This window comes from Agrobacterium vitis (genome assembly GCF_013426735.1).
Classification (GTDB): Bacteria; Pseudomonadota; Alphaproteobacteria; order Rhizobiales; family Rhizobiaceae; genus Allorhizobium; species Allorhizobium vitis_D.
The window spans coordinates 2,317,637-2,341,318 of sequence record NZ_AP023272.1; the positions used below are offsets into that span (position 1 = coordinate 2,317,637).

Here is a 23,682-nt window from a genome sequence, read left to right on the forward strand (position 1 = left end):
ATGATGACGACATCTATCGGCGACACTCTCAGCACGATCCATATCGGTCCCGCTACGGCTCACCATTTTTGCAGTCTGCGCAAGGTGGAATTGGCCTCGTTCGAAACCCTTCGGGCTGCTGGGGCCGTAACAGGCGACCCTGTTGCAAGCAGCGACGAGGAATTGCAAGTGTATCTCGATGCCGGTCTGCTTCTGGCGGCTTTCGATGGAACTGAGAGTCCGGTCGGATATGCTGGGGGCTATATCAGCGAGGGATGGCTGCACATAGGAGAAGTGGATGTTCATCCTGAATGGCAGCGGCGGGGAATTGGACGGCACCTCATAAACGCTCTGCTCACTGAAGGACGGGCCAGACATCTCTTGGGTTCGACCCTGACAACGGATCGTTTCGCGCCTTTCAACGCGCCCTTTTATTCTTCTCTTGGGTTTCATGCCGTTGAGGGGGACGCCTGTCCCATGCGCTTGAAAGAGATTCTTGCCGCAGAAGTGGCGAAGGGCCTCAATCCACTTCGCCGTGTCGCCATGATGCTGATGTTTTAGTCTTGGCGAAAGGGCCGCACAGCCGCAGCCAGATCCTCTGCTGTCAACCCCTCGCCGAGCCTTGCGCCCGTTTCAGCATGGAGCCAGACACCTGCTGCCGCCGCCTCAAAGGCCGGAACGCCTTGCGCTCGTAGTCCGCCAATGATCCCGGCCAACACATCGCCGGAACCGGCTGTGGCAAGCCACGGCGGCGCATTTTCGTTGATCAGCGCCCGGCCATCGGGAGCGGCAATCACTGTGTCTGCACCTTTGTACACCACGGCTGCATTGGCTTTGCTGGCAGCGGCTTGGGCCTTTTCAACTTTACCCAACGTCTTGTCACCGGCAATATCGGCAAACAGACGAGCGAATTCGCCCTCATGCGGCGTCAGAACCAAGCGGGTTTCGCCGCCAGAAAATGCGTTGAATAGTTCGTCTGGTTGATCCCTAAAAGAGGAAATACCGTCAGCATCAAGAACCAGCTTGCGTTTGGACAGCGCAAGAGTGAATGCCCGTGCCTTTTTACCAATCCCGAAACCGGGTCCGAGCACAAAGGCGCTCATCCGTTGGTCGCTCAGATAGTCTTCAAGGGCCGTGAGATCATCGATGGTCTTCACCATCACGGCAGTGGTCTGAGCAGCATTGACAAGGACGGCACTGGCCGGTGAGGCTAGCGTCACCAGCCCGGCCCCGGCCTTCAATCCTGCTATAGCGGCGAGCCGTGCGGCGCCTGTTGCACTGGTGCGGCCGGAAAACACCGTGAGGTGGCCTCGGGTGAATTTATGGCTGGCGCCAGAGATTTTTGGTAGGACATGCGCCCAGAAATCGGGATGATTGACGGCAACCTCGCCTCGATGTCGTTCAACGATACGACGTGGAATACCGATGTCGTAGATCTCCACCGTTCCGCAAAGCGAACGTCCCGGCAGCAACACATGTCCCGGTTTTCTTGCCACGAATGTCACCGTATGGACCGCCTGAAACGCCACCGGACGGGGCTGGCCCGTTCGACCATCGACACCGGAGGGCAGATCGACCGCCAGAACAGCAGTACCGGCCTGGTTGATCCGCTTGATCAGTTCCGTGAGCGGCGAAGGCAGGTCGCGCGCCAGTCCGGCCCCAAACAACGCATCGACCACCAGATCCCCCTCCTGAGGATCATAGAGAGCTAGGGGTTCCACCTTGCCCTGGTAATCCGCAAAAGCCAGGGCGGCATCTCCATTCAGCTTTTCCGGTTCACCCAGACAAAAGACCTGAACAGAAACGCCTGATACCCGTAGCGCCTCGGCAGCGACATAGCCGTCACCGCCATTGTTTCCCGGCCCACACAGCACCGCGACCCTAAACGCCTGTGGGAAAAGCCGGAGTGCCGCTGCCGCCACGGCAGAACCGGCTTTGCGCATCAGCCCATAACTATCGATGCCCGAGTTGGCCGCGTCGTGGTCCACCATCGCCATGGAAGAGGGAGAAATCAGGTGATGAAAAGATGTTTGCATCATGCAAATATCAAATCGAAAGCCGAACCAAACGGCAATGGCGTTGAGGAAATTAATATTGGATATTTATTGTGCATATGCCTATCGAAATAGCATGAACTTATGCAAAAAATCTGCGCAATTCATAAAATCAGCAAAAAATTCAATCTGACTAATTCTCACAAAAAATAGGCACTTAGCTCTGGTGTTTTGCCCGGGTTTAGGCAAAACTGTTTCGGCAATGCGGGTGATTTTCTGTTTTTTTCGCAATTCGCGGACCAAATTGGCACGGTAAGTGCATCAACGCAGGGCAAACAGGTGTTACCTGCATCAATGAGGGAAGCGGAGAGAAATTTTCTCATGAAAAAGATCGAAGCGATCATAAAGCCTTTCAAGCTGGACGAAGTGAAGGAAGCCCTTCAGGAAGTAGGATTGCAAGGCATAACGGTCACGGAAGCCAAGGGATTTGGGCGGCAAAAGGGCCATACGGAACTGTATCGGGGGGCCGAATATGTGGTCGACTTCCTGCCGAAAGTGAAGGTGGAAGTCGTGCTGGCCGATGAAAACGTCGAGGCCGTCATCGACGCGATCCGCAATGCCGCGCAAACGGGGCGCATTGGCGATGGAAAGATTTTCGTTTCCAACGTCGAGGAAGTCGTCCGGATCAGAACCGGCGAAACCGGCGTCGACGCCATTTGAATGCGGCCCGGCTGAGGGAGGTCGGGTCTTATAATCGTCATCAAATCGAGGAACAAACCTAATGACGACCGCACAGGATATTCTTAAACAAATCAAAGACAACGACGTAAAATTTGTCGATCTCAGGTTCACCGACCCCAAGGGCAAGTTGCAGCATGTCACTATGGACATCGTCTGTGTCGATGAAGACATGTTCGCCGATGGCGTCATGTTCGACGGCTCCTCCATCGCCGGCTGGAAGGCGATCAACGAATCCGACATGGTACTGATGCCGGACGTGGAAACGGTGCATATGGACCCGTTCTTCGCGCAATCGACCATGGTCATTCTCTGCGACATTCTCGATCCGGTTTCCGGTGAAGCCTATAACCGCGATCCGCGCGGCACGGCCAAGAAGGCGGAAGCCTATCTCAAGGCCTCTGGCATCGGCGACACGGCATTTTTTGGCCCAGAAGCTGAATTCTTCATTTTCGATGACGTGAAATACAAGGCCGATCCTTACAATACCGGCTTCAAGCTCGATTCCACCGAATTGCCGTCCAACGACGATACCGATTATGAAACCGGCAATCTCGGGCACCGTCCGCGCGTCAAGGGCGGTTATTTCCCGGTTCCGCCAATCGACAGCTGCCAGGATATGCGCTCGGAAATGCTGACCGTGCTCTCCGAAATGGGCGTTGTCGTCGAAAAGCATCACCATGAAGTGGCTGCGGCCCAGCATGAGCTTGGCATCAAGTTCGACACGCTGGTGCGCAATGCCGACAAGATGCAGATCTACAAATATGTCGTGCATCAGGTTGCCAATGCCTATGGCAAAACTGCAACCTTCATGCCGAAGCCGATCTTTGGCGACAACGGCTCGGGCATGCACGTGCATCAGTCGATCTGGAAAGATGGCAAGCCGACCTTCGCCGGTGACGAATATGCCGGTCTGTCGGAAAGCTGCCTCTATTACATCGGCGGCATCATCAAGCATGCCAAGGCACTGAATGCCTTCACCAACCCCTCGACCAATTCCTACAAGCGCCTGGTACCTGGCTATGAAGCACCGGTTCTGCTGGCCTATTCCGCCCGCAACCGTTCCGCCTCCTGCCGCATTCCATTCGGCTCCAACCCGAAGGCAAAGCGCGTCGAAGTCCGCTTCCCTGACCCGACCGCCAACCCCTATCTCGGTTTTGCCGCCATGCTGATGGCTGGTCTCGATGGCATCAAGAACAAGATCCATCCTGGCAAGGCCATGGACAAGGATCTCTACGACCTGCCGCCGAAGGAATTGAAGAAGATCCCAACGGTTTGCGCCTCGTTGCGCGAAGCGCTGGAAAGCCTCGACAAGGATCGCAAGTTCCTGACAGCAGGCGGCGTCTTCGACGACGACCAGATCGATGCCTTCATCGATATCAAGATGCAGGAGGTCATGCGTTACGACATGACGCCTCATCCGGTGGAATACGACATGTACTACTCGGTCTGATCCGATCGACACCAAAGCCGGCAGCAACCCTGCCGGCTTTTTTATTGCAGTATCATTGGTATTTTTTGTAATTGCACATCTCGATAAACCGGGCGGCCATGCCTCAGCCGTTTTGTGACAAAACCATGTCGAGGCCCTTGATGTTCGTTGTCCCGTTTCCCAAATATTTGACGAAAGGAAACAAAGCCATGAAACAACGCAACGCAAAGTTTGGAATCGGTGACATTGTTCGTCACAAGGTATTTCCGTTTCGCGGCGTCGTTTTCGACGTCGATCCGGAATTCGCCAATACGGAAGAATGGTGGAACGCGATCCCCGCAGAATTGCGGCCCAGCAAGGATCAGCCCTTCTATCACCTGCTGGCTGAAAATGCCGAGACGGAATACGTCGCCTACGTCTCCGAGCAAAATCTGGAGACAGACGAAAGCGGCGAACCGCTGCGCAATCCGCATATCAACCAGATCTTCGTGGAAGAGCAGGCCGGTCATTACAAGCCGCGGATGAATTTGGCTCACTGATCGGCTGACATTATTTCCTATAAAAAAAGCCCCGGTCGTTTAGCGACCGGGGCTTTTTCAATGAAGCAAGGGAACAACCGATTATTTGGTTTCCTTGGCGGCCTTCTGGGCGTCTTCCAGGGCCTTCTGCGATTCTTCGTTCTTCTTCTGCATGGCTTCTTCCAGCAGACGCTGGCGCTCCTGCGCCTGGGACTGGGTGATAGCCGGGCCATCGTAGGAACCGGTAAAGCCATCCAGCGAAATCTTGATCGGGTTTGGAACGCGGCGGAAGTTCATCGACGTGAACACCACGTCATGGCCCTTCTTCAGGCTGGCAATCATCGCGTCCGTCAGCGGAATTTCAGCTGTGCAACGGTCCGGGAAGCAGACGGCGTAATCGATCTTCTGGCCCTTGCCGCCATCGATCTGCAAAACGACGCCCGGAGGGACGAGCCGTGCGGAAGGCACGGAAACCTGCATCAGCTTGCGGTTCATCTTGCCTTCGATGGAAATGATCGCCACGGCGATAATCATCTGGCGGTTCTGCGCGACCTGAATGTTCTGCACCGTGCAGATATCGTTGTCTTCCTGCTTGGCGCAGGTCTTGAACCAACCCTGCGGCGGCAAGCCGGCATCGCCAGCGGGCTGCTGCTGGGCAAAGGATGCGCCAGCAAAGCCAGTGGAGAGAACGAGAGCGGAGAGTGCCGCACGCGCGGTTTTGGCTGCTGTAAACGTCATAACGAGATCCGTCTCCTGAAAACTTTTGTCGAACCGAAGTTCTCACCCGATTAGATCGGCCTATTCGTTCATCCCCTGGGTTTTAAATGAGGCAAATAGATGACCCGATGTGTGTGGTGATCCTGTTACAGCGCATCGCTGCGAATATCCAGTGCTTCTTTGGTGTTTGGGAGAGATGGATCCAATTTGTGGAACGATTGAGCCCGCGCGACATTTGTTTTACTGGACAATTTCACCCAGTCACTTACATGGCGCTTCCATAGCAGGAATTGTGCCATAGCGGTTGGCTTTCCGGCAGTTCGTGATAATTTGCCGCGAAATTTAAAATAGTGATCTCGAGAGGAAATGGTTTGCGGCGTCTTTTGTCGACCCTGCTGGTCTTGCCGTTCTGCGGCGTGTTTGCCGCATCGGCTACCTTGGCCGAGCCCGTCAATGCCATATCCATGTATGGCAAGCCCACCCTGCCCGCCGATTACAAGCACATGCCTTACGTCAACCCTGACGTGAAAAAGGGTGGCCGGATTTCCTACGGCGTGGTCGGCACGTTCGACAGCTTCAACCCCTTTGTCATCAAGGGCATGCGCACAACGGCGCGCGGCATCTGGGACCCGGAATACGGCAACCTGTTCTACGAAACGCTGATGACACGCTCCGCCGGTGAGCCCTATACGCTCTACGGTCTTCTGGCGCAAAGCGTCGAGTGGGACGATGCCCGCAGCTTCATCCAGTTCAACCTCAACCCCAAGGCCCGCTGGCACGATGGCCAGCCAGTGACGCCGGATGACGTGATTTTCACGCTCCAGATCCTCCAGCAGAAAGGCCGTGCGCCTTTCGACAAGCGGTTGAACGGCGTTGCCAAGATGGAAAAGGTTGGCGAGCATAGTGTCCGCTTCACCTTCAATGACAAGGCGGACCGGGAAATTCCACTGCTTCTGGCTTATGCAACACCGATCCTGCCGAAGCATGCCATCGACCCGGACCTTTTCGAACAGTCGTCGCTGAATGTGCCTGTTGGCTCCGGCCCTTATAAGATCAAGGATATTCGCCCCGGCGAGCGGATTACCTATCAGCGCGACCCGAATTATTGGGGCAAGGATCTTCCCTCGAAGGTGGGTTTCGATAATTACGACGAAGTCAGCGTCACCTATTTTTTGCAGGACAGCACCCTGTTCGAAGCCTTCAAGAAGGGCGAGATCGATCTTTATCCTGATGGTGATTCGGCTCATTGGCTGCGGGCTTATAATTTTCCGGCAGCCGTGAATGGCGATGTTGTGCGCGAGACCTTTACCCCGCAAAAACCGACGGGCATGCTGGGATTCGTGTTCAACACCCGCCGCCCGATCTTTGCCGATGTGAAGGTGCGCGAGGCGCTGACGCTCGCCTTCGACTTCGAGTGGGTCAACAAAAACATCTACGGCAATGCGTTCAAGCGAATCCAGAGTTACTGGCAGAATTCGCCGCTCGGCGCCTTTGGCCATGCCGCCGACGACCGCGAACTGGCAATTCTCGGCAATGCGCGCAACACGATTGCCCCGGAAATCCTGGCGGGCACCTATACATTGCCGATTTCCGATGGTTCGGGCGCCGACCGTAATATTCTGCGCCAGGCCGTCGCGTTGCTCAGCCAGGCTGGATATTCGATCAATGATGGAAAAATGGTCGATGCCCAGGGCAAGCCACTATCTTTCGAGGTCATGACCCAGAATGCCGGCCAGGAGAAAATGGCGCTTGCCTATCAGCGTACCCTAAGGCTGATCGGCATCGGCATGACCATCCGCACGGTGGATGACGCGCAATATCAGGCGCGCTCAAACAGCTTCGATTATGACATGGTCGTCATGGCCTATCCTTCGACGCTGGCTCCCGGTATCGAACAATTCAACCGCTGGGGCTCCGTTGCCCGGGATCGGCAAAGCAGTTTCAATTATGCCGGTGTTGCCAATCCGGATATCGACCGCGTGCTGAACACCATGGTCAATGCCAGAGGCCTGGAGGACTATCAGGCCAGCGTCCGGGCCCTGGATCGCCTGCTGGTAGCCGGGCATTACGTGGTGCCACTCTATTATAATGGTGAGCAATGGCTGGCGCGCTGGAAGCGCATCGCAAGGCCGGACCAAGTGCCGATGCTGGGCTATCAACTCCCCACCTGGTGGGATGCCAGGGCGCAATGAATTCAACCACCGTGCGCTGATTGCGCACGGATCTGCGGCGTGTCATCGCTGCCGCATACCGATGGAGACCCTTTCATGCAACGCATTACCATCGATCTCGTGTCCGATGTCGTCTGCCCGTGGTGCTATCTGGGCAAGGCCCGGCTGGATCTGGCCATTGCCGAGGTGCAGGACACTGTTAGTATCGACGTCAACTGGCGCCCCTACCGGCTCAATCCGGACTATCCACCCGAAGGCGTTGATCAGCAGACCGAACTGGCCAAAAAATTTGGCGGCAAGGAAAACCTCGAGCGCGGCCATCAGCAATTGGCTGAGCTTGGCCGCGAGGTTGGTATTGCCTTCAATTTCGAAGCCATCAAGATCGGTCCCAATACGCTGGACGCGCATCGGCTGATCCATTGGGCAGGACTGGAAAGCCGTGAAGCGCAGGGTGCTGTGGTCTCAGGCCTGTTCAAGACATTTTTCGAGGATGGCCGCAATCTCGGCGACCATGCCGTCCTGCTGGATATTGCCCAGAACGCCGGGCTGGACCGCAAGGTCATGCAGGCCCTGCTGGCTGGCGATGCCGATAAGGACATGGTCATCGATGAAATCGACGCCGCCCAAAAAATGGGCGTCAATGGTGTGCCTTTCTTCATCATCGACCAGAAATATGCCGTGAGTGGCGCCCAGCCGACCGACGTTCTGGCCAATGCCCTGCGCGACATCGCCGCTGAAAAGGCAGTCGAACAGTCGAAACTGAATTGACGCAACGCAATATCGGCCATACTCACGAGAGGCCCCTGCCGGTGAAAACCTGATGACGGTTTTCCCCGGCCAAACTCCAGGACGACCCGCTCGTGACCTCCGATACGACACCTCGCGGCCTTGCGCTCGCTTTTGCGGCCTTTGCGGCCTTCGCCATTAGTGATGCATCGGTCAAACTCGTTGAAGGACGAATCAGTCCGTTCGAATCAGCCTTCTTCGGATCGCTGTTCGGTCTGGCTGCCCTGCCCTTTCTGCTGAAGCGCGGCGATTCGCTGACGGATGTGTTCAGGACCTCAAACCTGAAGCTCTGGCTGCTGCGGTTCGTCGCGTCAGGCACCAGTGCCATTGGGGCGGTGACAGCCTTCACGCATCTGTCGATGGCCGAGGCCTTCTGCCTGATTTTCCTTTTGCCCTGCTTCGTCACCATCATGTCGGTGGTGTTCCTCAAGGAACAGGTCGGCATGCGTCGCTGGAGCGCCGTCATCATCGGCTTTATCGGTGTGCTGGTGGTGCTGCGTCCGGGTTTCAGAGAACTATCGATCGGCCATCTCGGCGCGGTCATCGGCGGGTTGGGCGGGGCGATTTCCATCGTCGTCTACCGCGCCATCGGCCCGCGTGAAAAATCCACATCGCTCTACGGCGCCGGTGCCTTCGGCACCATCATCATTTCCGGTATTGCCATGCTGCCCGCCTTTTCCTGGCCGCAGGGAACGGACTGGCTTTTGCTGCTCAGCTACGGCCTGTTTGCCGCCCTTGCCACCGTGCTGATGATGCTGGCGACCCGCTTTGCGCCTGCGGCCGTGCTGGGACCTGCACAATATAGCCAGATGCTCTGGGCCATTCTGTTTGGCTACCTGATCTTCGGCGACCATGTCGATCTACCCATGCTGGTCGGCATCACCCTGATCATCGGCTCCGGCCTGATTACCCTGATGCGGGAGAGAACCAAGGGCGTCCCCCTCCCACCCGCCGTCGCCTCCGGCCCGCAGGCCAGCCTGGCGGTGGAAGACGAGTAATGCTGCATTGCTCTCGTTCTACCGCTTTTCTGCTGGCCACGACGGTATTTTGTCTGGCTTTCATCTCTTGCACCCCGACACGGGCAAACGCCCGTCAAACGGTAATAGTCAAGACCACGCAGGGCGACATCGCAATAGAGACGTTCGAAAGGCGCGCACCTCAGAAGCGCCCAGCCGTTATCATCCTGAGCGGTAGCAAAGGCTTTCGATCAGCAGCCTATGACGATCTTGCTCAAAGTCTCGATAAGGCAGGGCTTGATGCCTATCTGGTTCATGCCGTTTCAGACGCAGATTTGACTGCCATTGGCCATGCGAAGGGTGCGGCAGGCCGCATCCAATATTACACAAGCCACATGGCCCGATGGAGCCCTGCTGTCCGGGATGTTCTACTGTTTCTCAAGAGACAATCTCCAGAGGACCGGAAAATCGGCGTTCTCGGAATTTCGCTGGGCGCGCAAATCGCCATCACCGCAACGGTAAACCGGCAAGCTGCCAATGCCCTGGTGCTCGTGGACGGTGGCTTTCCCGCTGGTTATTCTCAATCCGTTCGCACGGCTCCTCCCCTCCTGGTCGTCTGGGGGAGCGAAGACCGTGTATTTCCTGTCTCGATGGCAAGAGCATTATCAGAACAGGCCAAATCCGTAGGAACCGAGACTGAACTCTCAATATTTGATGGCGGAAGCCATGACTTTTTTCTGAAACCAGAAACATCGCTGGCGAAACAAGCCCACGAACGGGCTGCCCATTTTCTTGCCGAGCGGTTGAAATAGACTCTGTTCGGGAAAGTAGTCTGGAGGCGGTCGATGGACCGCCTCTACTCTCACTTCACCTTGGCCAGTTCCGCCAATTGCGCCATGATGGTCGCCGCACCCGCTAGCCGTTTTTCAGGCGTTGGCAGATCGCGCGTCAGGAATACGCTGTGGTCTGGACGGATCTTGGCCATGCTGCCCTGTTTGGCGATGAAGCCGACCAAGGCTGCCGGGTTGGGGAACAGCTTGTTGCGGAACTGAACCACGACGCCCTTCGGACCGGCTTCCAGCTTTTCGACATTGGCCTTGCGGCACAGCGCCTTGACATAGACCACCTTCAACAGATTCTGCACTTCCGCTGGCAGCGGCCCGAACCGGTCGATCAACTCGGCGCCAAAGCCATCGATATCGTTCAATTCGGTCAATTCGCCCAAGCGGCGGTATAGGCCAAGACGCAGATGCAGGTCCGGCACGTATTCGTCGGGGATCATCACCGAGGTGCCGACCTGAATTTGCGGCGACCAGCCGCTATCGACGACCTCGTCCTCGCCCTTCACCTCGGCCACGGCCTCCTCCAGCATTTGCTGGTAAAGCTCAAAGCCGACTTCCTTGATATGGCCTGACTGTTCCTCGCCCAGCAGATTGCCAGCACCGCGAATATCGAGATCGTGGCTGGCAAGCTGGAAGCCCGCGCCCAGCGTATCCAGCGATTGCAGCACTTTCAGCCGCCGCTCGGCGCTGGTTGTCAGCACTTTGTTGACTGGCAGGGTCAGCAGCGCGAAGGCCCGCACCTTGGAGCGACCGACCCGGCCACGGATCTGGTAGAGCTGGGCCAGGCCGAACATATCGGCGCGGTGGACAATGAGAGTGTTTGCGGTCGGCACATCAAGACCGGATTCGACGATGGTGGTGGACAGCAGAACATCATAGCGGCCTTCATAAAAGGCGTTCATGATGTCTTCCAGCTCGCCCGCCGCCATCTGGCCATGGGCAATCGCCACTTTCAATTCCGGCACATCCGATTCCAGAAATGCCTTGATGTCGGCAAGATCCGCAAGACGCGGGCAGACATAAAAGCTCTGGCCGCCGCGATAATGTTCGCGCATCAGCGTTTCGCGGATCACCAAGGGATCGAAGGGCGAAATGAAGGTGCGCACCGCCATACGGTCCACCGGTGGGGTGGTGATCAGCGACAATTCGCGCACCCCGGTCATCGCCAGCTGCAACGTGCGCGGAATGGGCGTCGCCGAGAGCGTCAGCACATGCACGTCGCTCTTCAACTCTTTCAGCCGTTCCTTGTGCTTGACGCCGAAATGCTGCTCTTCATCAATCACCAGCAGGCCAAGATTGGCAAATTTAATGCCTGACCCCAGAAGAGCATGGGTGCCGACGACAATATCCGTCTTGCCCTCGGCCACTTCCTTCTTGACCAGGTTCAGCTCCTTAGTGCCCACCAGCCGCGAGGCTTGCTGGATGCGGATTGGCAGACCGCGAAACCGCTCGGAAAACGTCTTGAAATGCTGGCGCGCCAAAAGCGTAGTCGGCACCACGACCGCCACCTGAATACCGTTCATCGCGGCCACGAAGGCGGCGCGCAGCGCCACTTCCGTCTTGCCGAAGCCGACATCGCCGCAGATCAGCCGGTCCATTGGACGTCCGGCAGCCAGATCGCCGCGCACCGCCTCGATGGCATTCATCTGGTCCTCGGTTTCCTCATAGGGGAACCGGGCGGCAAATTCGTCGTAGAAGCCTTCAGTCGTGGCAAGCACCGGCGCAGACCGCATCATCCGCTCGGCAGCGATACGGATCAGCCCGCCTGCCATATCCAGCAGGCGTTTTTTCAGCTTGGCCTTGCGCATCTGCCAGGCACCGCCGCCCAGCTTGTCCAGCTGCGCTTCGCTGCCTTCCGAACCATAGCGTGACAGAAGCTCGATATTCTCGACCGGCAGGAACAGCTTGGCCTCATCGGCATATTGCAGTTCCAGACAGGCATGCTGACTGCCCGCCGCCTGAATGGTGCGTAATCCGATAAACCGGCCAATGCCATGCTCCGCATGGACAACGATAGAGCCTTCGTCCAGCCCGGCCACTTCGGAAATGAAATCGGCTGCCCGCTTGCGGCGCTTGGACCGGCGCACCATGCGGTCGCCGAGAATATCCTGCTCGCCGACCACCACGAGTTCGCCCGCCTCAAACCCGCCCTCCAGCGCCAGAACGGCGGTTGCCGCATGACCCTTGCCAAGCTGATCGAGATCCTTCAGGGCTGACACCGGCTTTAGCCGTTCCAGCCCGTGCTCGTTCAACACTTGCAACAGCCGGTCGAGCGAACCTTCCGACCAACCGGTAATCAGCACCTTGGAGCCGGAAGCCCGCTTGTCGGAAATATATTTTACTGCCTGGGTAAAGACATTGACCCGTTGCGCCTCGCCATCAGCCTTGGTCTCGCTGCTTTCCTGCGCAGCCAGCTTCGCCCAGCGCGGGCCGGAACGAGCCGAGAGTTCGACAATCTTGCGGCCCTCGCTATCCGGCTCGGCAAACGGTGTCAGACGGATCGGGTTCAGCGCTTCAAGCCTCTTGGCAAATTCCGCCGCCCCTAAATAGAGATATTCCGGCGGTATCGGTTTATAAGGCGTGCCCTGCGCCAAATGACCCTTGCCGGGCGTCGCGCTATTTAACCGCGCCTCGTAATAGTCGCGGATCAGCTTGCCGCGTTCTTCGGCGGATTCGCGCACCGTATGGTCGAGCACCACCCGGAAATCGGTGAGATAATCGAACACCGTCTCCAGCTTTTCATGAAACAGCGGCATCCAGTGTTCCATGCCCGCATAACGGCGGCCTTCGGACACGGCGGTGTACAGCGCATCGTCGCGGGTGGCCGCGCCAAACAGCGACAGGTAATTCTTGCGAAACCGGCTGATGCTTTCCGGCGTCAATGTCACTTCGCTCATCGGGTTGAGGTCCAGTGAGCGGACCTGACCGATGGTGCGCTGGCTGGCCGGATCGAAACTGCGGATGCTTTCCAGCGTATCGCCAAAGAAATCCAGCCGCACTGGCTCTTCAGAGCCCGGCACGAACACATCGAGAATACCGCCACGCACCGCAAATTCACCAACTTCGCGCACGGTATCGACGCGCTCAAAGCCGTTGCGCGACAAGCGGGCGGCAATGTCGTCCATCTTCACCTGATTGCCGGGGCGGGCCGAAAAAGACAGGCTTTCGATAACATCCGCCGGTGCCAGCTTTTGCAGCATGGCATTGGCAGTAACGAGAACAATGCCCGGATGCGGCTTTCGCGCATGGGCAATCAAACCCGACAGCGCCGAGAGCCTGCGGGCGGAAATATCGGCGCTGGGCGACACCCGGTCATAGGGCAGGCAATCCCAGGCAGGTAGGGTCAGCACCGGAATATCCGGCGCGCAGAAGCCGAGCATCTGCTCGATATCGTTCATCCGGCTGGAATCCGACAGAAGATAGGCGACAGGCCTGCCCTGCCGCGCCAGTTCCGCCACCAGAAAAGCGTCCATGCCATCAGGCACAGGCGAGAGGGTGACAGCGGACACAGCCGCTGCCGTCTTCTTTGCATCAAACAGGGAAATCATTTTTCGGTCACAGCACTCGCGTCAGGCCTGGCCGACAATGCAATGGCCGAACCATCGACAGGCGAAAAATCAGGTCGTGTGGCGGCAATGCGATCAAACAACGGGATCTGCATATGAACAGGCACAGGGGCTGCACCATTGATCCAGCTGATCAGGTCATTGTCTTCTTCCGCCATGATCAGTTCGAGATCATCCAGCTCAGCATCGTTGAGCGCACTGATTTCGGCTTCGGCAAACTGGCCAAGCATCAGGTCCATCTCCCTGATACCCCGATGCCAGCAGCGAAACAGAATACGCCTGCGGCGGGGATCGAGATCGGCGCTGCTGCGAACCAGACCAGTCATGTCATTCACCTTCCTGTTGATGCTGAACCTCTTGGCTTCGCATCGAATTTTCTCGTAGACCGGTTTTCACAAGCCATAACGGAGCAGGCAGTTCGTCACTCCCGCGCCTTCGCTCGGCGGTCCTCGCCTCACTGAAAACGCACCGCACCTGTCGGCTCCATCCCTCTTCTCCCCATCGGGGAGAAGGTGCCGGCAGGCGGATGAGGGGGCGGCAAAGCCGAGAACCCGGTGCTTCCTCACAACATCACCCTACCGAAAAACCGGTAGCCACTTTTCAGTCCGATGCTTTTCTCATCGCATCGGATATGCCCGAAAACCGGTAGCCACTTTTCGGTCCGATGCTGTATACCCGCTCACAATTGCCTTGTCAGCCTTGCAATGCGCCTCATCACACGGCATTTTGCCGCCATCATGCGTCCATCCTTGCTCGATCCCCTGTTTGCCTCCGTTTCCACCCTGCCGGGCGTTGGTCCGAAGCTGGCGCAATTGCTGGCGAGCCTGTTGGGCCGCGAAGACGCCGAGGATGCGCGCGTCGTCGATCTGCTTTTCTTAAGCCCGCATCGCCTGATCGACCGGCGAAACCAGCCAGGAATTGCCCGGGCCCCGCAAGGTGCCATTGTCACCGTGACGGGTCGGGTAGACCGCCACACGCCTGCGCCTAAGGAAAATCGCAACGCGCCCTACCGGGTTTTCCTGCATGACGAGACCGGTGAATTAGCGCTGACATTCTTTCGCGCCAAGGGCAATTGGCTGGAAAAAGCCTTGCCGGTCGATGAAATCATCACGGTTTCGGGAAAAATCGACTGGTTCAATGGCCGCCCCTCGATGGTCCACCCGGATTTTATGGTCAAGGCCAGCGAGGCGGCGACCATGCCGCTGGTCGAACCGGTCTACCCGCTGACGGCAGGCCTTTCGCCGAAAGTGCTGAAAAAGGCAATCGACCACGCGGTGGAGCGCCTGCCGGATTTTGCCGAATGGATCGATCCGGCACTGGTGACAAAACAGGAGTTCGACGCTGTCAAACCAAGTTTTGAGCGATTGCACAGCCCACGTGATGAAAAGGATGTGGACCCACAGGCCCCGGCCCGGCGCAGGCTGGCCTATGATGAATTTCTGGCGGGCCAGGTCTCTCTGGCACTGGTACGTCAACGGTTGCGCAAGGTGGCGGGAACACCGGTTCGCGCCACGGGCGAAATGAGCGGAAAAATCCTTGCCGCCCTGCCCTTTACCCCCACCAACAGCCAGAAGGACGCTGTTGCCGATATTTTGAAAGATATGGAAAGCGACAGCCGCATGTTGCGCCTGGTCCAGGGCGATGTCGGCGCGGGCAAGACGCTGGTGGCGCTGCTGGCAATGGCGGCTGTGGTGGAAAACGGCGGCCAGGCCGTGCTGATGGCGCCGACCGAAATTCTGGCGCGCCAGCATCATGCGACTCTATCAAAAATGGCGGGGGCTGCCGGAATTGCCGTCGATGTGCTGACTGGACGCACTAAGGGGCGCGAACGTGAAGCGGTGTTGGAGCGAATAGCATCCGGCCAAGCACAGATCGTTATCGGCACCCACGCACTGTTTCAGGATTCGGTCAATTACCACAATCTCATGCTGGCTGTAGTCGATGAGCAGCATCGCTTTGGTGTACACCAGCGGCTGCGGCTGACAGCCAAGGGCGTTTCGCCGCACATGCTGGTCATGACCGCCACGCCCATTCCGCGCACGCTGGTTCTGGCCGCCTTCGGTGATATGGATGTCTCCAAGCTCACCGAAAAACCGGCGGGCCGCAAACCGATCCAGACCGTGACCGTGCCGGTGGAGCGAGTCGGCGATATCGTTGACCGGCTCCAAGCGGCGATTGCTTCCGGTAAGAAAGCCTATTGGATCTGCCCGCTGGTTGAGGAAACCGAGGAATCGGAGCTGATGTCGGTTGAGGAACGATTCGAGGTGCTGAAGATGTGCCTCAAGGCCCCCATCGGCCTCGTGCATGGCCGCATGAAAGGCGAGGAAAAAGACGCCGCCATGCTGGCTTTCAAGAGCGGTGAAACACGGCTGCTGGTGGCAACCACAGTGGTGGAAGTCGGTGTAGACGTGCCGGACGCGACAATCATGGTGATCGAACATGCCGAACGCTTCGGCCTTGCGCAACTACACCAGTTGCGCGGCCGGGTTGGGCGCGGCGCAGAAGCCTCTTCCTGCATCCTTCTTTATAAAGGCCCACTGGGCGAAACCGGAAAGGCGCGGCTGTCGATACTGCGCGACAGCGAGGACGGCTTCCTGATTGCCGAAGAAGACCTGAAGCTGCGCGGCGAAGGCGAGCTACTCGGAACCCGCCAATCCGGCACGCCCGGCTTTCGCATCGCCAGTCTTGAACACCATGCCGACCTCCTGGAAATCGCCCGTAAGGACGCCGCCTATCTGCTGGAACGCGACCCCGACCTGACCTCGGCACGCGGCGAAGCGGTGCGCACATTGCTCTACCTGCACCGGCGCGATGAGGCCATCCGGTTCTTGCGGGCTGGATGAGGAATGACAAGGTAGGCAAACAGCTTTGAGGCACTGCTCATCCGTCGGATTTCGCTTGCTTTTCATCCGGCAATCGCGGCTAGCTGTCATTCTCAACACGGAGGAAACGACAATGGCTAAAGGTCAGGTACGCGGCAACAAGGAAACGCGAAAGCCGAAGAAGGACAAGACAGTTGATAAAGCCGTAGCGCCCACGCTCGGCTCACAGGTCAAGAACAGCGAATCCTCGACAAAAAAGAAATAAGTGCGGAAGGCTTAGCCAAAGCCCGGCGGGACGAACGCCAGTTCTTCGCAATTTATACGTTGCCTTCACCCAAGTTGGCCAGTCGCCGCGATATCCGTTTGCGGCGACTGGCTGGCCACAACTACCAATCTCGAAGAATTTTGCTCACCGCGTTTCAATGGACACGTGAAAAAACGGCATTGACTTTTCTCGAAAAAAGAACATAAAGAGAACAAAAGAGAGAGGATAGTATCATGTCTGACGCTGAAAAAATTATTGTCGTGCAGTTCAAAAAGAACCGCGCCGGTATTGTGCCGGGCGATATGCGCCAAGCTTCAAGCGTGGCTTCAGCAGAGAAAATTGCTGGTGCGATGGCCAATCGCTACATTGGCGTTGCCGCATACGCAGTCACAATCGATGAGGAAAATGGAAGCATGACGAACCCACGCCTGCTGGTATCGCACGGACAGATCTCCGACTTGATTCCAGACTGATCGAGCAGCGCATCAAACCAAATTTTCAAAAGATCGGAATGTCATTTGCGCTTTTAAGGACGCGAAACCTGGTCATTCCAGAAATCCAAGTCAAAGAAACGCGCCGCGATATGCCAAACTCAAATCGTCAATATATTTCAAACGATTATGACGAAATTCTGGAGGATTGGCGACCCCTGCAGGACTCGAACCTGCGACAACCTGCTTAGAAGGCAGGTGCTCTATCCAGCTGAGCTAAGGGGCCGGTGTTGGCCCGTATCACGGGCCAGAGGCAGCAGCAGATGGGATTAATGCGTCCAGGGCTGGAGGCGGCTGAAGCGGAAATTGTCTGTGTAGGAAACCGACTGGCGGCGTGGTTCCTTTGGCTGGATGACGCGGTAATCGATTCCATTACGCTGAGCGTAGGCTTCAGCCAATTCCTGTGTTTCAAACGTCAGCTTGACCTGCTGGAGCATGTCGCCGGAGCTGGTATAGCCCATCATCGGGTCGATCGTCCGAGGTTCGGATGCATCGAATTCAAGAACCCATAGATGGGTCTTGGCTTTTCCGGATTGCATGGCTGTTTTTGCAGGACGGTAAATCTTAGCGGACATAATTCCGATTCCTCATGAAAACGAAGAGACTATATCTCTTCCCTTCCTCGCCGTCATCTTCCAGCGAAAGGATTCGCCGGAAGAATGGTCGGAGTGGAGAGATTCGAACTCCCGACCCTCTGGTCCCAAACCAGATGCGCTACCAGACTGCGCTACACTCCGTGACCGCCGAATGATGGGGAGATACACGGTTCACTCTTTAATCGCAACAGGAAAAACTCAAAAAAAACCGTCTTTTCCATGATTTTGTTCGCAACGTTATGGAGGGGGTGCAATTCCCTGTATTACCATGCTGCCAGGACCGATCCCAAGCGCCTGTGTCCGCCCACCGTTCAATTCAATCACGTAGCGAACCGGACCCGGCGAAGGTATCAAGTCCTCGGAATAGGGTTTTGTACGCGCTGCAATCCCGGTCACCACGCCTTTTTCATCAATAAACAGCATATCCAGCGGTAAAGGCGTGTTTTTCATCCACATCACCACATTGCGGCTGGCGCCAAAATCGAAAACCATGCCATCATTCGGGCCAAGCTTGGTACGGCCCATCAGGCCCTGCTCGCGTTGTGCAACGGAGATCGCGTATTCCATCTTCAGACGAAGCTGCTGACCGGTCGGTGTCTGAATGACAGCTGGCCCTTTGAGAAATTGCTCAGCCAGAGCCGGGGATAGCGTGAGTGCAATATAGAAAAAAAGCGCCCAAAAGGCGCTTCTAGAAAAAACCAGCATTCCCATCACTCACAATACGGGACAATCAATGCGCCATAACATGCGGCGCAGGGTTATCCGGGTGAATTTCTGCCGCCATCAGGCCTTTGTCGCCATTGCCGAAGCGTACCAGCACTGTCTGTCCGGGCCGCAATTCTGTCAAGCCGAATCGACGCAGCGTTTCCATGTGAACGAAAATGTCCTCGGTGCCCTCGCCCCGTGTCAGGAAGCCGAAGCCTTTGGTGCGATTGAACCACTTGACCAACACCCGCTCCAACCCACTCGATGGCGTCACCTGAACGTGGGTCCGCACAGGCGGCATTTGTGAGGGATGCGTGGCCGTCGATTGGTCCATCGACAGTACCCGAAAGGCCTGATAACCGCGATCGCGCTTATGAATAAGCGCGACGATCCGCGTTCCTTCCAGGATCGTCTGGTAACCGTCCCGGCGCAGGCAGGTCACATGCAGCAAGACGTCCTGCATGCCATTATCCGGCACGATAAAGCCAAAACCCTTGGCAACGTCGAACCACTTCACCACACCGGTGATCTCGACAAGATCCAGGGGCTCTTCCGAGAGCCCGCTGAATTCCACGAACTCTTTCGCTGAAATTCTATCCGCCATCTCTAAACCGCCCCTCGACACGCCAAACATGGATAACGCTTACTGATTCCCGGAGGCTAGATTAACATTTTGTTAATACTGTTGCGCAAGCCCTAGTTTCAGTTATTCGCATCTGCTTTTTCGCGCCTGTAGCTTGTTCGAAACTGACGAGTGCAGATTCCTCGATTTCCCCTTTGTCTATTCAGTCAATTTTCTTCGGACCGGTCATTTTCTCTCATGAGGTCATTTTTTTCAGGCACGGCCATGACAATGCTTGAAGCCGTCGCCCGCAGGCGACATATGCGGCATGCAACAGGGAGAATTTCAAAATGCGCTATCTTCACACAATGGTCAGGGTCAAGGATGTCGATGCTTCCCTGAAATTCTATTGCGACTTGTTCGGCATGAGCGAAGTTCGCCGAATCGACAATGAAAAGGGCCGTTTCACGCTGATTTTCCTTGCCGCCGACGAAGACAAGGCCAAAGCCAGCCAGGACATGGCCCCATGTCTCGAACTGACCTATAATTGGGATGCGGAAGACTATGCCGGTGGACGCAATTTCGGCCATCTTGCCTATGAAGTGGATGACATCTACGCCATCTGCCAGAAGCTGATGGATAATGGTGTGACGATCAACCGCCCGCCTCGCGATGGCCATATGGCGTTCGTACGCTCACCAGACGGCATTTCCATCGAAATCCTCCAGAAAAATGGCGCATTGGCACCGTCAGAGCCTTGGCTCTCCATGCCCAATACCGGCACCTGGTAGCCGTACCCGCTGCACATCTTTCCGTGCGACACACTCATCTGCGATGCCGCCGTAATCGCGGCGGCATCATGCCTGACGCAAGCTCATTGTGTCACGATCGCTCCAACCATAGACACTGCCCGCCCCATCGACAGGTCCGGGCGGTCTCGTCAAGGAGAGCGACATGATGTCCCCAAACCGTCTGTTCGGGCAAAAGCCTTGGACTGCCAATTCCATGCTTTTCGAGTGTGCGCCCAGGCTTTTTAAGGGTGCGAATGGCAAGCCAGCGTCAACAAGTATTTCCGTCGTTTTCGGCCTTGCCCTACTAGCGGGCTGCGCGACCACGAAAACCCCACCTTCCGTCGTTGAACAAGGCGCGATTGGCGACGCAGATGTCGTGGAAACGGCTGCGCATCCAGCCAATGTTTCGCCGCAGCCCAATAAGGGTGGCCTATACCGCGATCCCCTCGTCAATACTGGGCATCGCAAGCCAATAACGGTGCCTGGCCCTACCGGAACTAATGGCAGCGCCAATCTCTCCTCCGGGCCGTCAGCTGAACAGGTCGTGGCGATGAACCAGTCCAGACCGGAGCAGGCTACATCGCAAAGCTCGTCCGGGCTCTATTCCGCACCCCATCCATCGGATGAAGGCGCTGCATCGGCCAATAGCCCCGCCAACAGTATTGTGCCGCCGAACATGCCTGTTCGTCCGTTCCAGGCCACGGTAAACAGCGTTTACAGCGTACAAAAGCCGATCGAACAGTCACAAACACAAACACAGCCTCAGATGCAGGCCAATCAACCGATAGAGCCTGTGGTCGTCCCTACCCCGGCCACTGAAGTTGTCAAGCAACGCCCGGCCTCAAAAGCGGAAATTCTCGCAGGTCTCGCCCCAAATCCGAAGAAGGTTCGTACGGCGCCAAGGGCGCAACAGGCTACCATGCCACAACAACAGATGTCACCGGTACCAGCGCAGTTGCAGACGAGCCTGCCGACCGCCGCACCCGGCATGGCCAATTCGGCGGGCGTGACCGAAATGGAAAAAATCGAGGGTGCGCCTGGGGCTCAGGGCATGACGAAGGACAGTTTCATCAAGAAATTCCTCGCCAAAATACGCAAATGACGGGCTGACTGGCTCGTTTTTCGGGCTGTCATTTTTCCGTTAAATTTTGAATTTCAGTGCTTGCCAGCCTCCAAACACGTGATTATAAGGGCGCCACAGCACGCGCCCTTCGTCTATCGGTTAGGACGTCAGATTTTCATTCTGAAAAGAGGGGTTCGACTCCCCTAGGGCGTGCCATTGCTTCATTTCCCAACATGCACCAAAATTAGGATCGTTTCAAAGATAACGATTGAAATGTTTGGATTCGACCGCCGCACATTACAGCGCCCTTTCGATGTAAGGCTGTCGTGCATTCGCGGTTCTCCACAGGCCGAGGAAAAAACGGCAGTAAAGCTGAAAAATTCACTTGCAGCTCCAGTCTGTTCGCACTAAGAGAGCCGCACGCAACACGCGCCCTTCGTCTATCGGTTAGGACGTCAGATTTTCATTCTGAAAAGAGGGGTTCGACTCCCCTAGGGCGTGCCACTGCGTTTCCCTCGAAAATTTGTTTCTGCATCCTGCTTATTGAAGCGGAAAAGACTGTGCGACCTTAGGTCATCCAGCTGATAGATCGCATGAAAAAAATCATTGAGCCTACGGAAAAAGCTCATTTTTTCGCTTGCCATGAATCATCCGCCTGCCTATAAGCAGCCCCACAGCACGCGCCCTTCGTCTATCGGTTAGGACGTCAGATTTTCATTCTGAAAAGAGGGGTTCGACTCCCCTAGGGCGTGCCACTGACCCTTCCCGATAGTGATGTTTATACCGTTACCAAGCCCAGCGTGAGATTTGCGTTCTCAGCTTAATCGAACCGCTCTGGCGTACTGTTGTTCGCCGCGCTCAAAACGCTGGTGCGGCATCCAGAATTCGGATCTGGATACGACGCGTGCCTTGCCAGAGTTCTGCCCCAAGGCAGCCAGCGACATGCACGGCGTCGCCTCGGCGACCAAGCAGGAGATCACCGAGTGGTGTTTCCTTGGCGCGAAAGGCAATGCCGTCGATTCGACTGCCATCCGCCGCTTCCAGTGTGACCTTGACGTGGCTGGTGCCAATCAGCCGAGAATCGCGAATGCGGTGGGCCGGGATGGCGAAGATCGGCTGAGAATGGCCAGAGCCATAGGGTCCGGCGGTTTCCAGGAGGTCGATTAACGCAAGCGTCGCACCGGATGCGCCAACCGCACCATCGATCTTCAAGGCCCTGATGGCGGAAAGCGCCATGACCTTTTCCTGCGCCTGTTCATCAAAAAACGCCCGCAACTTGCCGAGATTGCCGCGCTCTACCGTCAGCCCTGCGGCCATCGCATGGCCGCCGCCCTTAACCAGCAGGCCATTGTCCACCGCCGCACGCACCATCTTTCCCATGTCGAAACCGGCAATGGACCGGCCGGAGCCTGTCCCCTTACCTGATCCATCGAAGGCAATGGCAAAGGCAGGTCGCTGGAAACGTTCTTTCAGCCGGGCCGCCAGCAGCCCGACAATGCCAGGATGCCAGCCCTCCCGTGCGGTGAGAATCACGGCGGCATTCTCGCCGGTGCCATATTCCGCCATGGCCTCTGCTTCCGCCTCGGCCAGCATCTGCGCTTCCATCGCCTGACGTTGGCGGTTCAGGTCGTCCAGTTGGGCGGCAATTTCATCGGCTTCGGCAGCGTCGTCCAGCGTCAGCAACCGGCTGCCCAGCGCCGCATCGCCGATACGGCCACCGGCATTGATTCGTGGCCCAACCAGAAAACCGAAATGATAGGGCGTCACCGGGCCGCCAATCCCGGCGATCTTCAGAAGGGATGCAAGACCGGCATTTTGCTGGTGACGAGCAGCAATAAGGCCCTTCACTACATAGGCGCGGTTCAGCCCCTTCAGCGGCACGACATCGCAGACCGTCGCCAGCGCCACCAGATCCAGCCAGGCCAGCAGATCGAGCGAGCGTGCAGCACCGTGACCAGCCTCACGCAGCTTGCGCAGCGTTCCCACCAGCACCATGAACACCACGCCCGCCGCGCAGAGATGGCCCTGCCCTGACAGATCGTCGCTCCTGTTGGGATTGACCAATGCCAGACAGGCGGGCAAATCCTGGCCCATCTGGTGATGGTCTATCACCACCACATCCACGCCTCGGCGTCTGGCCTCCTCCAGTGCATCGTGGCTTGTCGAGCCGCAATCCACCGTGACGATCAATTGCGCGCCGCGCTCGATCAACTGGCCGATGGCACCAGCATTCGGGCCATAGCCTTCGAAAATTCGGTCAGGAATATAGATTTCGGCCTCAATACCGAAATGCGCGAGAAACCGCCACAAAAGCGCTGACGAGGCAGCCCCATCGACATCATAATCGCCAAAAATCGCCACGCGATCAGAGCGCATGATTGCTGCCACCAGCCGGTCCGCGGCCTTGTCACCATCGGTCAGGCTGGAGGGATCGGGCATCAAATCGCGGATGGTCGGATCGAGAAAGGCTTGCGCATCGGCAACCGGCACGCCCCGCCCGGCCAGAACCCGCGCCACCAAATCGGGAATGCCATGCACCTGCGCAATCGCCAGCGACCTGTTCAACCCAGCCTGATCCAGTCGAGACACCCAGCGCTGACCGCTAACCGAGGTCTCGACATTCAAAAAAGCGCGTTCGATCGGGTCGGCGGGTTCAAGCATAGAGGAAGCAACTCGGTTATCGCCGCT

The 23,682-nt window shown here is 57.0% G+C and carries 21 protein-coding genes and 5 tRNA genes; 16 read left to right on the top strand and 10 right to left on the bottom strand.

What is annotated here, in order from left to right; translation table 11 throughout:
- On the top strand, positions 1–540 hold the full coding sequence (locus tag H1Y61_RS10645; protein ID WP_174110881.1) for a GNAT family N-acetyltransferase: 540 nt from the start codon (positions 1–3) through the stop codon (positions 538–540).
- Here the strand turns inward: H1Y61_RS10645 and H1Y61_RS10650 are convergent.
- The gene (locus tag H1Y61_RS10650; protein ID WP_174110819.1) at positions 537–2,018 is read right to left on the bottom strand and encodes an NAD(P)H-hydrate dehydratase; all 1,482 of its coding nucleotides are present in this window, start codon (positions 2,016–2,018) and stop codon (positions 537–539) included. The two genes, H1Y61_RS10645 and H1Y61_RS10650, sit on opposite strands and share 4 nt — an antisense overlap.
- Before the next feature lie 336 nt (positions 2,019–2,354).
- On the opposite strand from H1Y61_RS10650, the gene H1Y61_RS10655 reads away from it, so the two are divergent.
- From H1Y61_RS10655 to hspQ, 3 genes are all read left to right on the top strand, one after another.
- Positions 2,355–2,693, top strand: a complete 339-nt coding sequence (locus H1Y61_RS10655) for a P-II family nitrogen regulator (protein ID WP_015916113.1) — start codon at positions 2,355–2,357, stop codon at positions 2,691–2,693.
- 61 nt (positions 2,694–2,754) lie between these two features.
- Complete coding sequence (glnA, locus tag H1Y61_RS10660; RefSeq protein ID WP_087728247.1) at positions 2,755–4,164, top strand: type I glutamate--ammonia ligase; 1,410 nt, start codon at positions 2,755–2,757, stop codon at positions 4,162–4,164.
- A gap of 188 nt (positions 4,165–4,352) precedes the next feature.
- Positions 4,353–4,682, top strand: coding sequence for a heat shock protein HspQ (gene hspQ, locus H1Y61_RS10665; protein ID WP_041697996.1), 330 nt, complete (start codon positions 4,353–4,355; stop codon positions 4,680–4,682).
- Positions 4,683–4,763: 81 nt separating this feature from the next.
- On the opposite strand, the gene H1Y61_RS10670 is transcribed toward hspQ, so the two are convergent.
- Complete coding sequence (locus tag H1Y61_RS10670) at positions 4,764–5,399, bottom strand: invasion associated locus B family protein (RefSeq protein WP_015916110.1); 636 nt, start codon at positions 5,397–5,399, stop codon at positions 4,764–4,766.
- Between the two features lie 350 nt (positions 5,400–5,749).
- Here H1Y61_RS10670 and H1Y61_RS10675 point away from each other — a divergent pair, with 350 nt between their 5' ends.
- From H1Y61_RS10675 to H1Y61_RS10690, 4 genes are all read left to right on the top strand, one after another.
- Entirely contained in the window at positions 5,750–7,570 is a 1,821-nt protein-coding gene (locus H1Y61_RS10675) for an extracellular solute-binding protein (protein ID WP_409363936.1), read from the top strand.
- A 75-nt stretch (positions 7,571–7,645) separates the two neighbouring features.
- On the top strand, positions 7,646–8,317 hold the full coding sequence (locus H1Y61_RS10680; RefSeq protein ID WP_180572590.1) for a DsbA family oxidoreductase: 672 nt from the start codon (positions 7,646–7,648) through the stop codon (positions 8,315–8,317).
- A 92-nt stretch (positions 8,318–8,409) separates the two neighbouring features.
- Complete coding sequence (locus H1Y61_RS10685) at positions 8,410–9,333, top strand: DMT family transporter (protein WP_174110818.1); 924 nt, start codon at positions 8,410–8,412, stop codon at positions 9,331–9,333.
- Positions 9,333–10,103: an alpha/beta hydrolase gene (locus tag H1Y61_RS10690; protein ID WP_180572591.1), complete on the top strand. Its 771-nt coding sequence runs from the start codon at positions 9,333–9,335 to the stop codon at positions 10,101–10,103. The genes H1Y61_RS10685 and H1Y61_RS10690 overlap by 1 nt, the downstream gene beginning before the upstream one ends.
- Before the next feature lie 50 nt (positions 10,104–10,153).
- On the opposite strand, the gene mfd is transcribed toward H1Y61_RS10690, so the two are convergent.
- Together mfd and H1Y61_RS10700 are read right to left on the bottom strand one after the other, a co-directional pair.
- Positions 10,154–13,681, bottom strand: coding sequence for a transcription-repair coupling factor (gene mfd, locus H1Y61_RS10695; protein ID WP_180572592.1), 3,528 nt, complete (start codon positions 13,679–13,681; stop codon positions 10,154–10,156).
- A complete protein-coding gene (locus tag H1Y61_RS10700; RefSeq protein WP_180572593.1) occupies positions 13,678–14,025 on the bottom strand; it encodes an FAD assembly factor SdhE in 348 nt (115 codons plus the stop codon). Before H1Y61_RS10700 ends, mfd begins: the two co-directional genes overlap by 4 nt.
- Positions 14,026–14,436: 411 nt before the next feature.
- Between H1Y61_RS10700 and recG the strand changes: the two genes are divergently transcribed.
- The 3 genes from recG (at position 14,437) to H1Y61_RS10710 (ending at position 17,259) form a co-directional block, all read left to right on the top strand.
- Positions 14,437–16,542, top strand: coding sequence for an ATP-dependent DNA helicase RecG (gene recG, locus H1Y61_RS10705; protein WP_180574481.1), 2,106 nt, complete (start codon positions 14,437–14,439; stop codon positions 16,540–16,542).
- A 112-nt stretch (positions 16,543–16,654) separates the two neighbouring features.
- Positions 16,655–16,786: a hypothetical protein gene (locus H1Y61_RS26955; protein WP_267889558.1), complete on the top strand. Its 132-nt coding sequence runs from the start codon at positions 16,655–16,657 to the stop codon at positions 16,784–16,786.
- Between the two features lie 233 nt (positions 16,787–17,019).
- On the top strand, positions 17,020–17,259 hold the full coding sequence (locus H1Y61_RS10710) for a hypothetical protein (protein ID WP_180572594.1): 240 nt from the start codon (positions 17,020–17,022) through the stop codon (positions 17,257–17,259).
- A gap of 167 nt (positions 17,260–17,426) precedes the next feature.
- Here the strand turns inward: H1Y61_RS10710 and H1Y61_RS10715 are convergent.
- The 5 genes from H1Y61_RS10715 to H1Y61_RS10735 all read right to left on the bottom strand — a co-directional run bounded on the left by H1Y61_RS10715 (position 17,427) and on the right by H1Y61_RS10735 (position 19,182).
- Positions 17,427–17,503, bottom strand: a tRNA-Arg gene (locus H1Y61_RS10715).
- A 43-nt stretch (positions 17,504–17,546) separates the two neighbouring features.
- A complete protein-coding gene (locus H1Y61_RS10720; protein WP_015916058.1) occupies positions 17,547–17,852 on the bottom strand; it encodes an ETC complex I subunit in 306 nt (101 codons plus the stop codon).
- 85 nt (positions 17,853–17,937) lie between these two features.
- Positions 17,938–18,014, bottom strand: a tRNA-Pro gene (locus tag H1Y61_RS10725).
- A gap of 96 nt (positions 18,015–18,110) precedes the next feature.
- A complete protein-coding gene (locus tag H1Y61_RS10730) occupies positions 18,111–18,578 on the bottom strand; it encodes a DUF192 domain-containing protein (RefSeq protein WP_235680687.1) in 468 nt (155 codons plus the stop codon).
- Between the two features lie 25 nt (positions 18,579–18,603).
- A complete protein-coding gene (locus H1Y61_RS10735; RefSeq protein ID WP_015916056.1) occupies positions 18,604–19,182 on the bottom strand; it encodes a cold-shock protein in 579 nt (192 codons plus the stop codon).
- A gap of 308 nt (positions 19,183–19,490) precedes the next feature.
- On the opposite strand from H1Y61_RS10735, the gene gloA reads away from it, so the two are divergent.
- The 5 genes from gloA (at position 19,491) to H1Y61_RS10760 (ending at position 21,749) form a co-directional block, all read left to right on the top strand.
- Positions 19,491–19,931 carry a lactoylglutathione lyase gene (gene gloA / locus H1Y61_RS10740; protein ID WP_180572596.1) on the top strand — a complete coding sequence of 147 codons (441 nt, stop codon included), beginning with the start codon at positions 19,491–19,493 and terminating at the stop codon, positions 19,929–19,931.
- Between the two features lie 163 nt (positions 19,932–20,094).
- Entirely contained in the window at positions 20,095–21,033 is a 939-nt protein-coding gene (locus tag H1Y61_RS10745) for a hypothetical protein (RefSeq protein ID WP_180572597.1), read from the top strand.
- 102 nt (positions 21,034–21,135) lie between these two features.
- A tRNA-Glu gene (locus H1Y61_RS10750) sits at positions 21,136–21,210 on the top strand.
- A gap of 213 nt (positions 21,211–21,423) precedes the next feature.
- A tRNA-Glu gene (locus tag H1Y61_RS10755) sits at positions 21,424–21,498 on the top strand.
- 176 nt (positions 21,499–21,674) lie between these two features.
- A tRNA-Glu gene (locus H1Y61_RS10760) sits at positions 21,675–21,749 on the top strand.
- 103 nt (positions 21,750–21,852) lie between these two features.
- On the opposite strand, the gene recJ is transcribed toward H1Y61_RS10760, so the two are convergent.
- Complete coding sequence (gene recJ / locus H1Y61_RS10765; RefSeq protein WP_180572598.1) at positions 21,853–23,655, bottom strand: single-stranded-DNA-specific exonuclease RecJ; 1,803 nt, start codon at positions 23,653–23,655, stop codon at positions 21,853–21,855.
- Positions 23,656–23,682 lie beyond the last annotated feature (27 nt).

Coding starts and splice junctions, on each gene's coding strand:
- H1Y61_RS26955 (WP_267889558.1), top strand. CDS start 16,655: ATGGCTAAAGGTCAGGTACGCGGCAACAAGGAAACGCGAAAGCCGAAG.
- glnA (WP_087728247.1), top strand. CDS start 2,755: ATGACGACCGCACAGGATATTCTTAAACAAATCAAAGACAACGACGTA.
- H1Y61_RS10650 (WP_174110819.1), bottom strand. CDS start 2,018: ATGATGCAAACATCTTTTCATCACCTGATTTCTCCCTCTTCCATGGCG.
- recJ (WP_180572598.1), bottom strand. CDS start 23,655: ATGCTTGAACCCGCCGACCCGATCGAACGCGCTTTTTTGAATGTCGAG.
- H1Y61_RS10655 (WP_015916113.1), top strand. CDS start 2,355: ATGAAAAAGATCGAAGCGATCATAAAGCCTTTCAAGCTGGACGAAGTG.
- H1Y61_RS10720 (WP_015916058.1), bottom strand. CDS start 17,852: ATGTCCGCTAAGATTTACCGTCCTGCAAAAACAGCCATGCAATCCGGA.
- hspQ (WP_041697996.1), top strand. CDS start 4,353: ATGAAACAACGCAACGCAAAGTTTGGAATCGGTGACATTGTTCGTCAC.
- H1Y61_RS10645 (WP_174110881.1), top strand. CDS start 1: ATGATGACGACATCTATCGGCGACACTCTCAGCACGATCCATATCGGT.
- recG (WP_180574481.1), top strand. CDS start 14,437: ATGCGTCCATCCTTGCTCGATCCCCTGTTTGCCTCCGTTTCCACCCTG.
- H1Y61_RS10680 (WP_180572590.1), top strand. CDS start 7,646: ATGCAACGCATTACCATCGATCTCGTGTCCGATGTCGTCTGCCCGTGG.
- mfd (WP_180572592.1), bottom strand. CDS start 13,681: ATGATTTCCCTGTTTGATGCAAAGAAGACGGCAGCGGCTGTGTCCGCT.
- H1Y61_RS10710 (WP_180572594.1), top strand. CDS start 17,020: ATGTCTGACGCTGAAAAAATTATTGTCGTGCAGTTCAAAAAGAACCGC.
- H1Y61_RS10735 (WP_015916056.1), bottom strand. CDS start 19,182: ATGGCGGATAGAATTTCAGCGAAAGAGTTCGTGGAATTCAGCGGGCTC.
- H1Y61_RS10700 (WP_180572593.1), bottom strand. CDS start 14,025: ATGACTGGTCTGGTTCGCAGCAGCGCCGATCTCGATCCCCGCCGCAGG.
- H1Y61_RS10730 (WP_235680687.1), bottom strand. CDS start 18,578: ATGCTGGTTTTTTCTAGAAGCGCCTTTTGGGCGCTTTTTTTCTATATT.
- H1Y61_RS10690 (WP_180572591.1), top strand. CDS start 9,333: ATGCTGCATTGCTCTCGTTCTACCGCTTTTCTGCTGGCCACGACGGTA.
- gloA (WP_180572596.1), top strand. CDS start 19,491: ATGCGCTATCTTCACACAATGGTCAGGGTCAAGGATGTCGATGCTTCC.
- H1Y61_RS10670 (WP_015916110.1), bottom strand. CDS start 5,399: ATGACGTTTACAGCAGCCAAAACCGCGCGTGCGGCACTCTCCGCTCTC.
- H1Y61_RS10745 (WP_180572597.1), top strand. CDS start 20,095: ATGATGTCCCCAAACCGTCTGTTCGGGCAAAAGCCTTGGACTGCCAAT.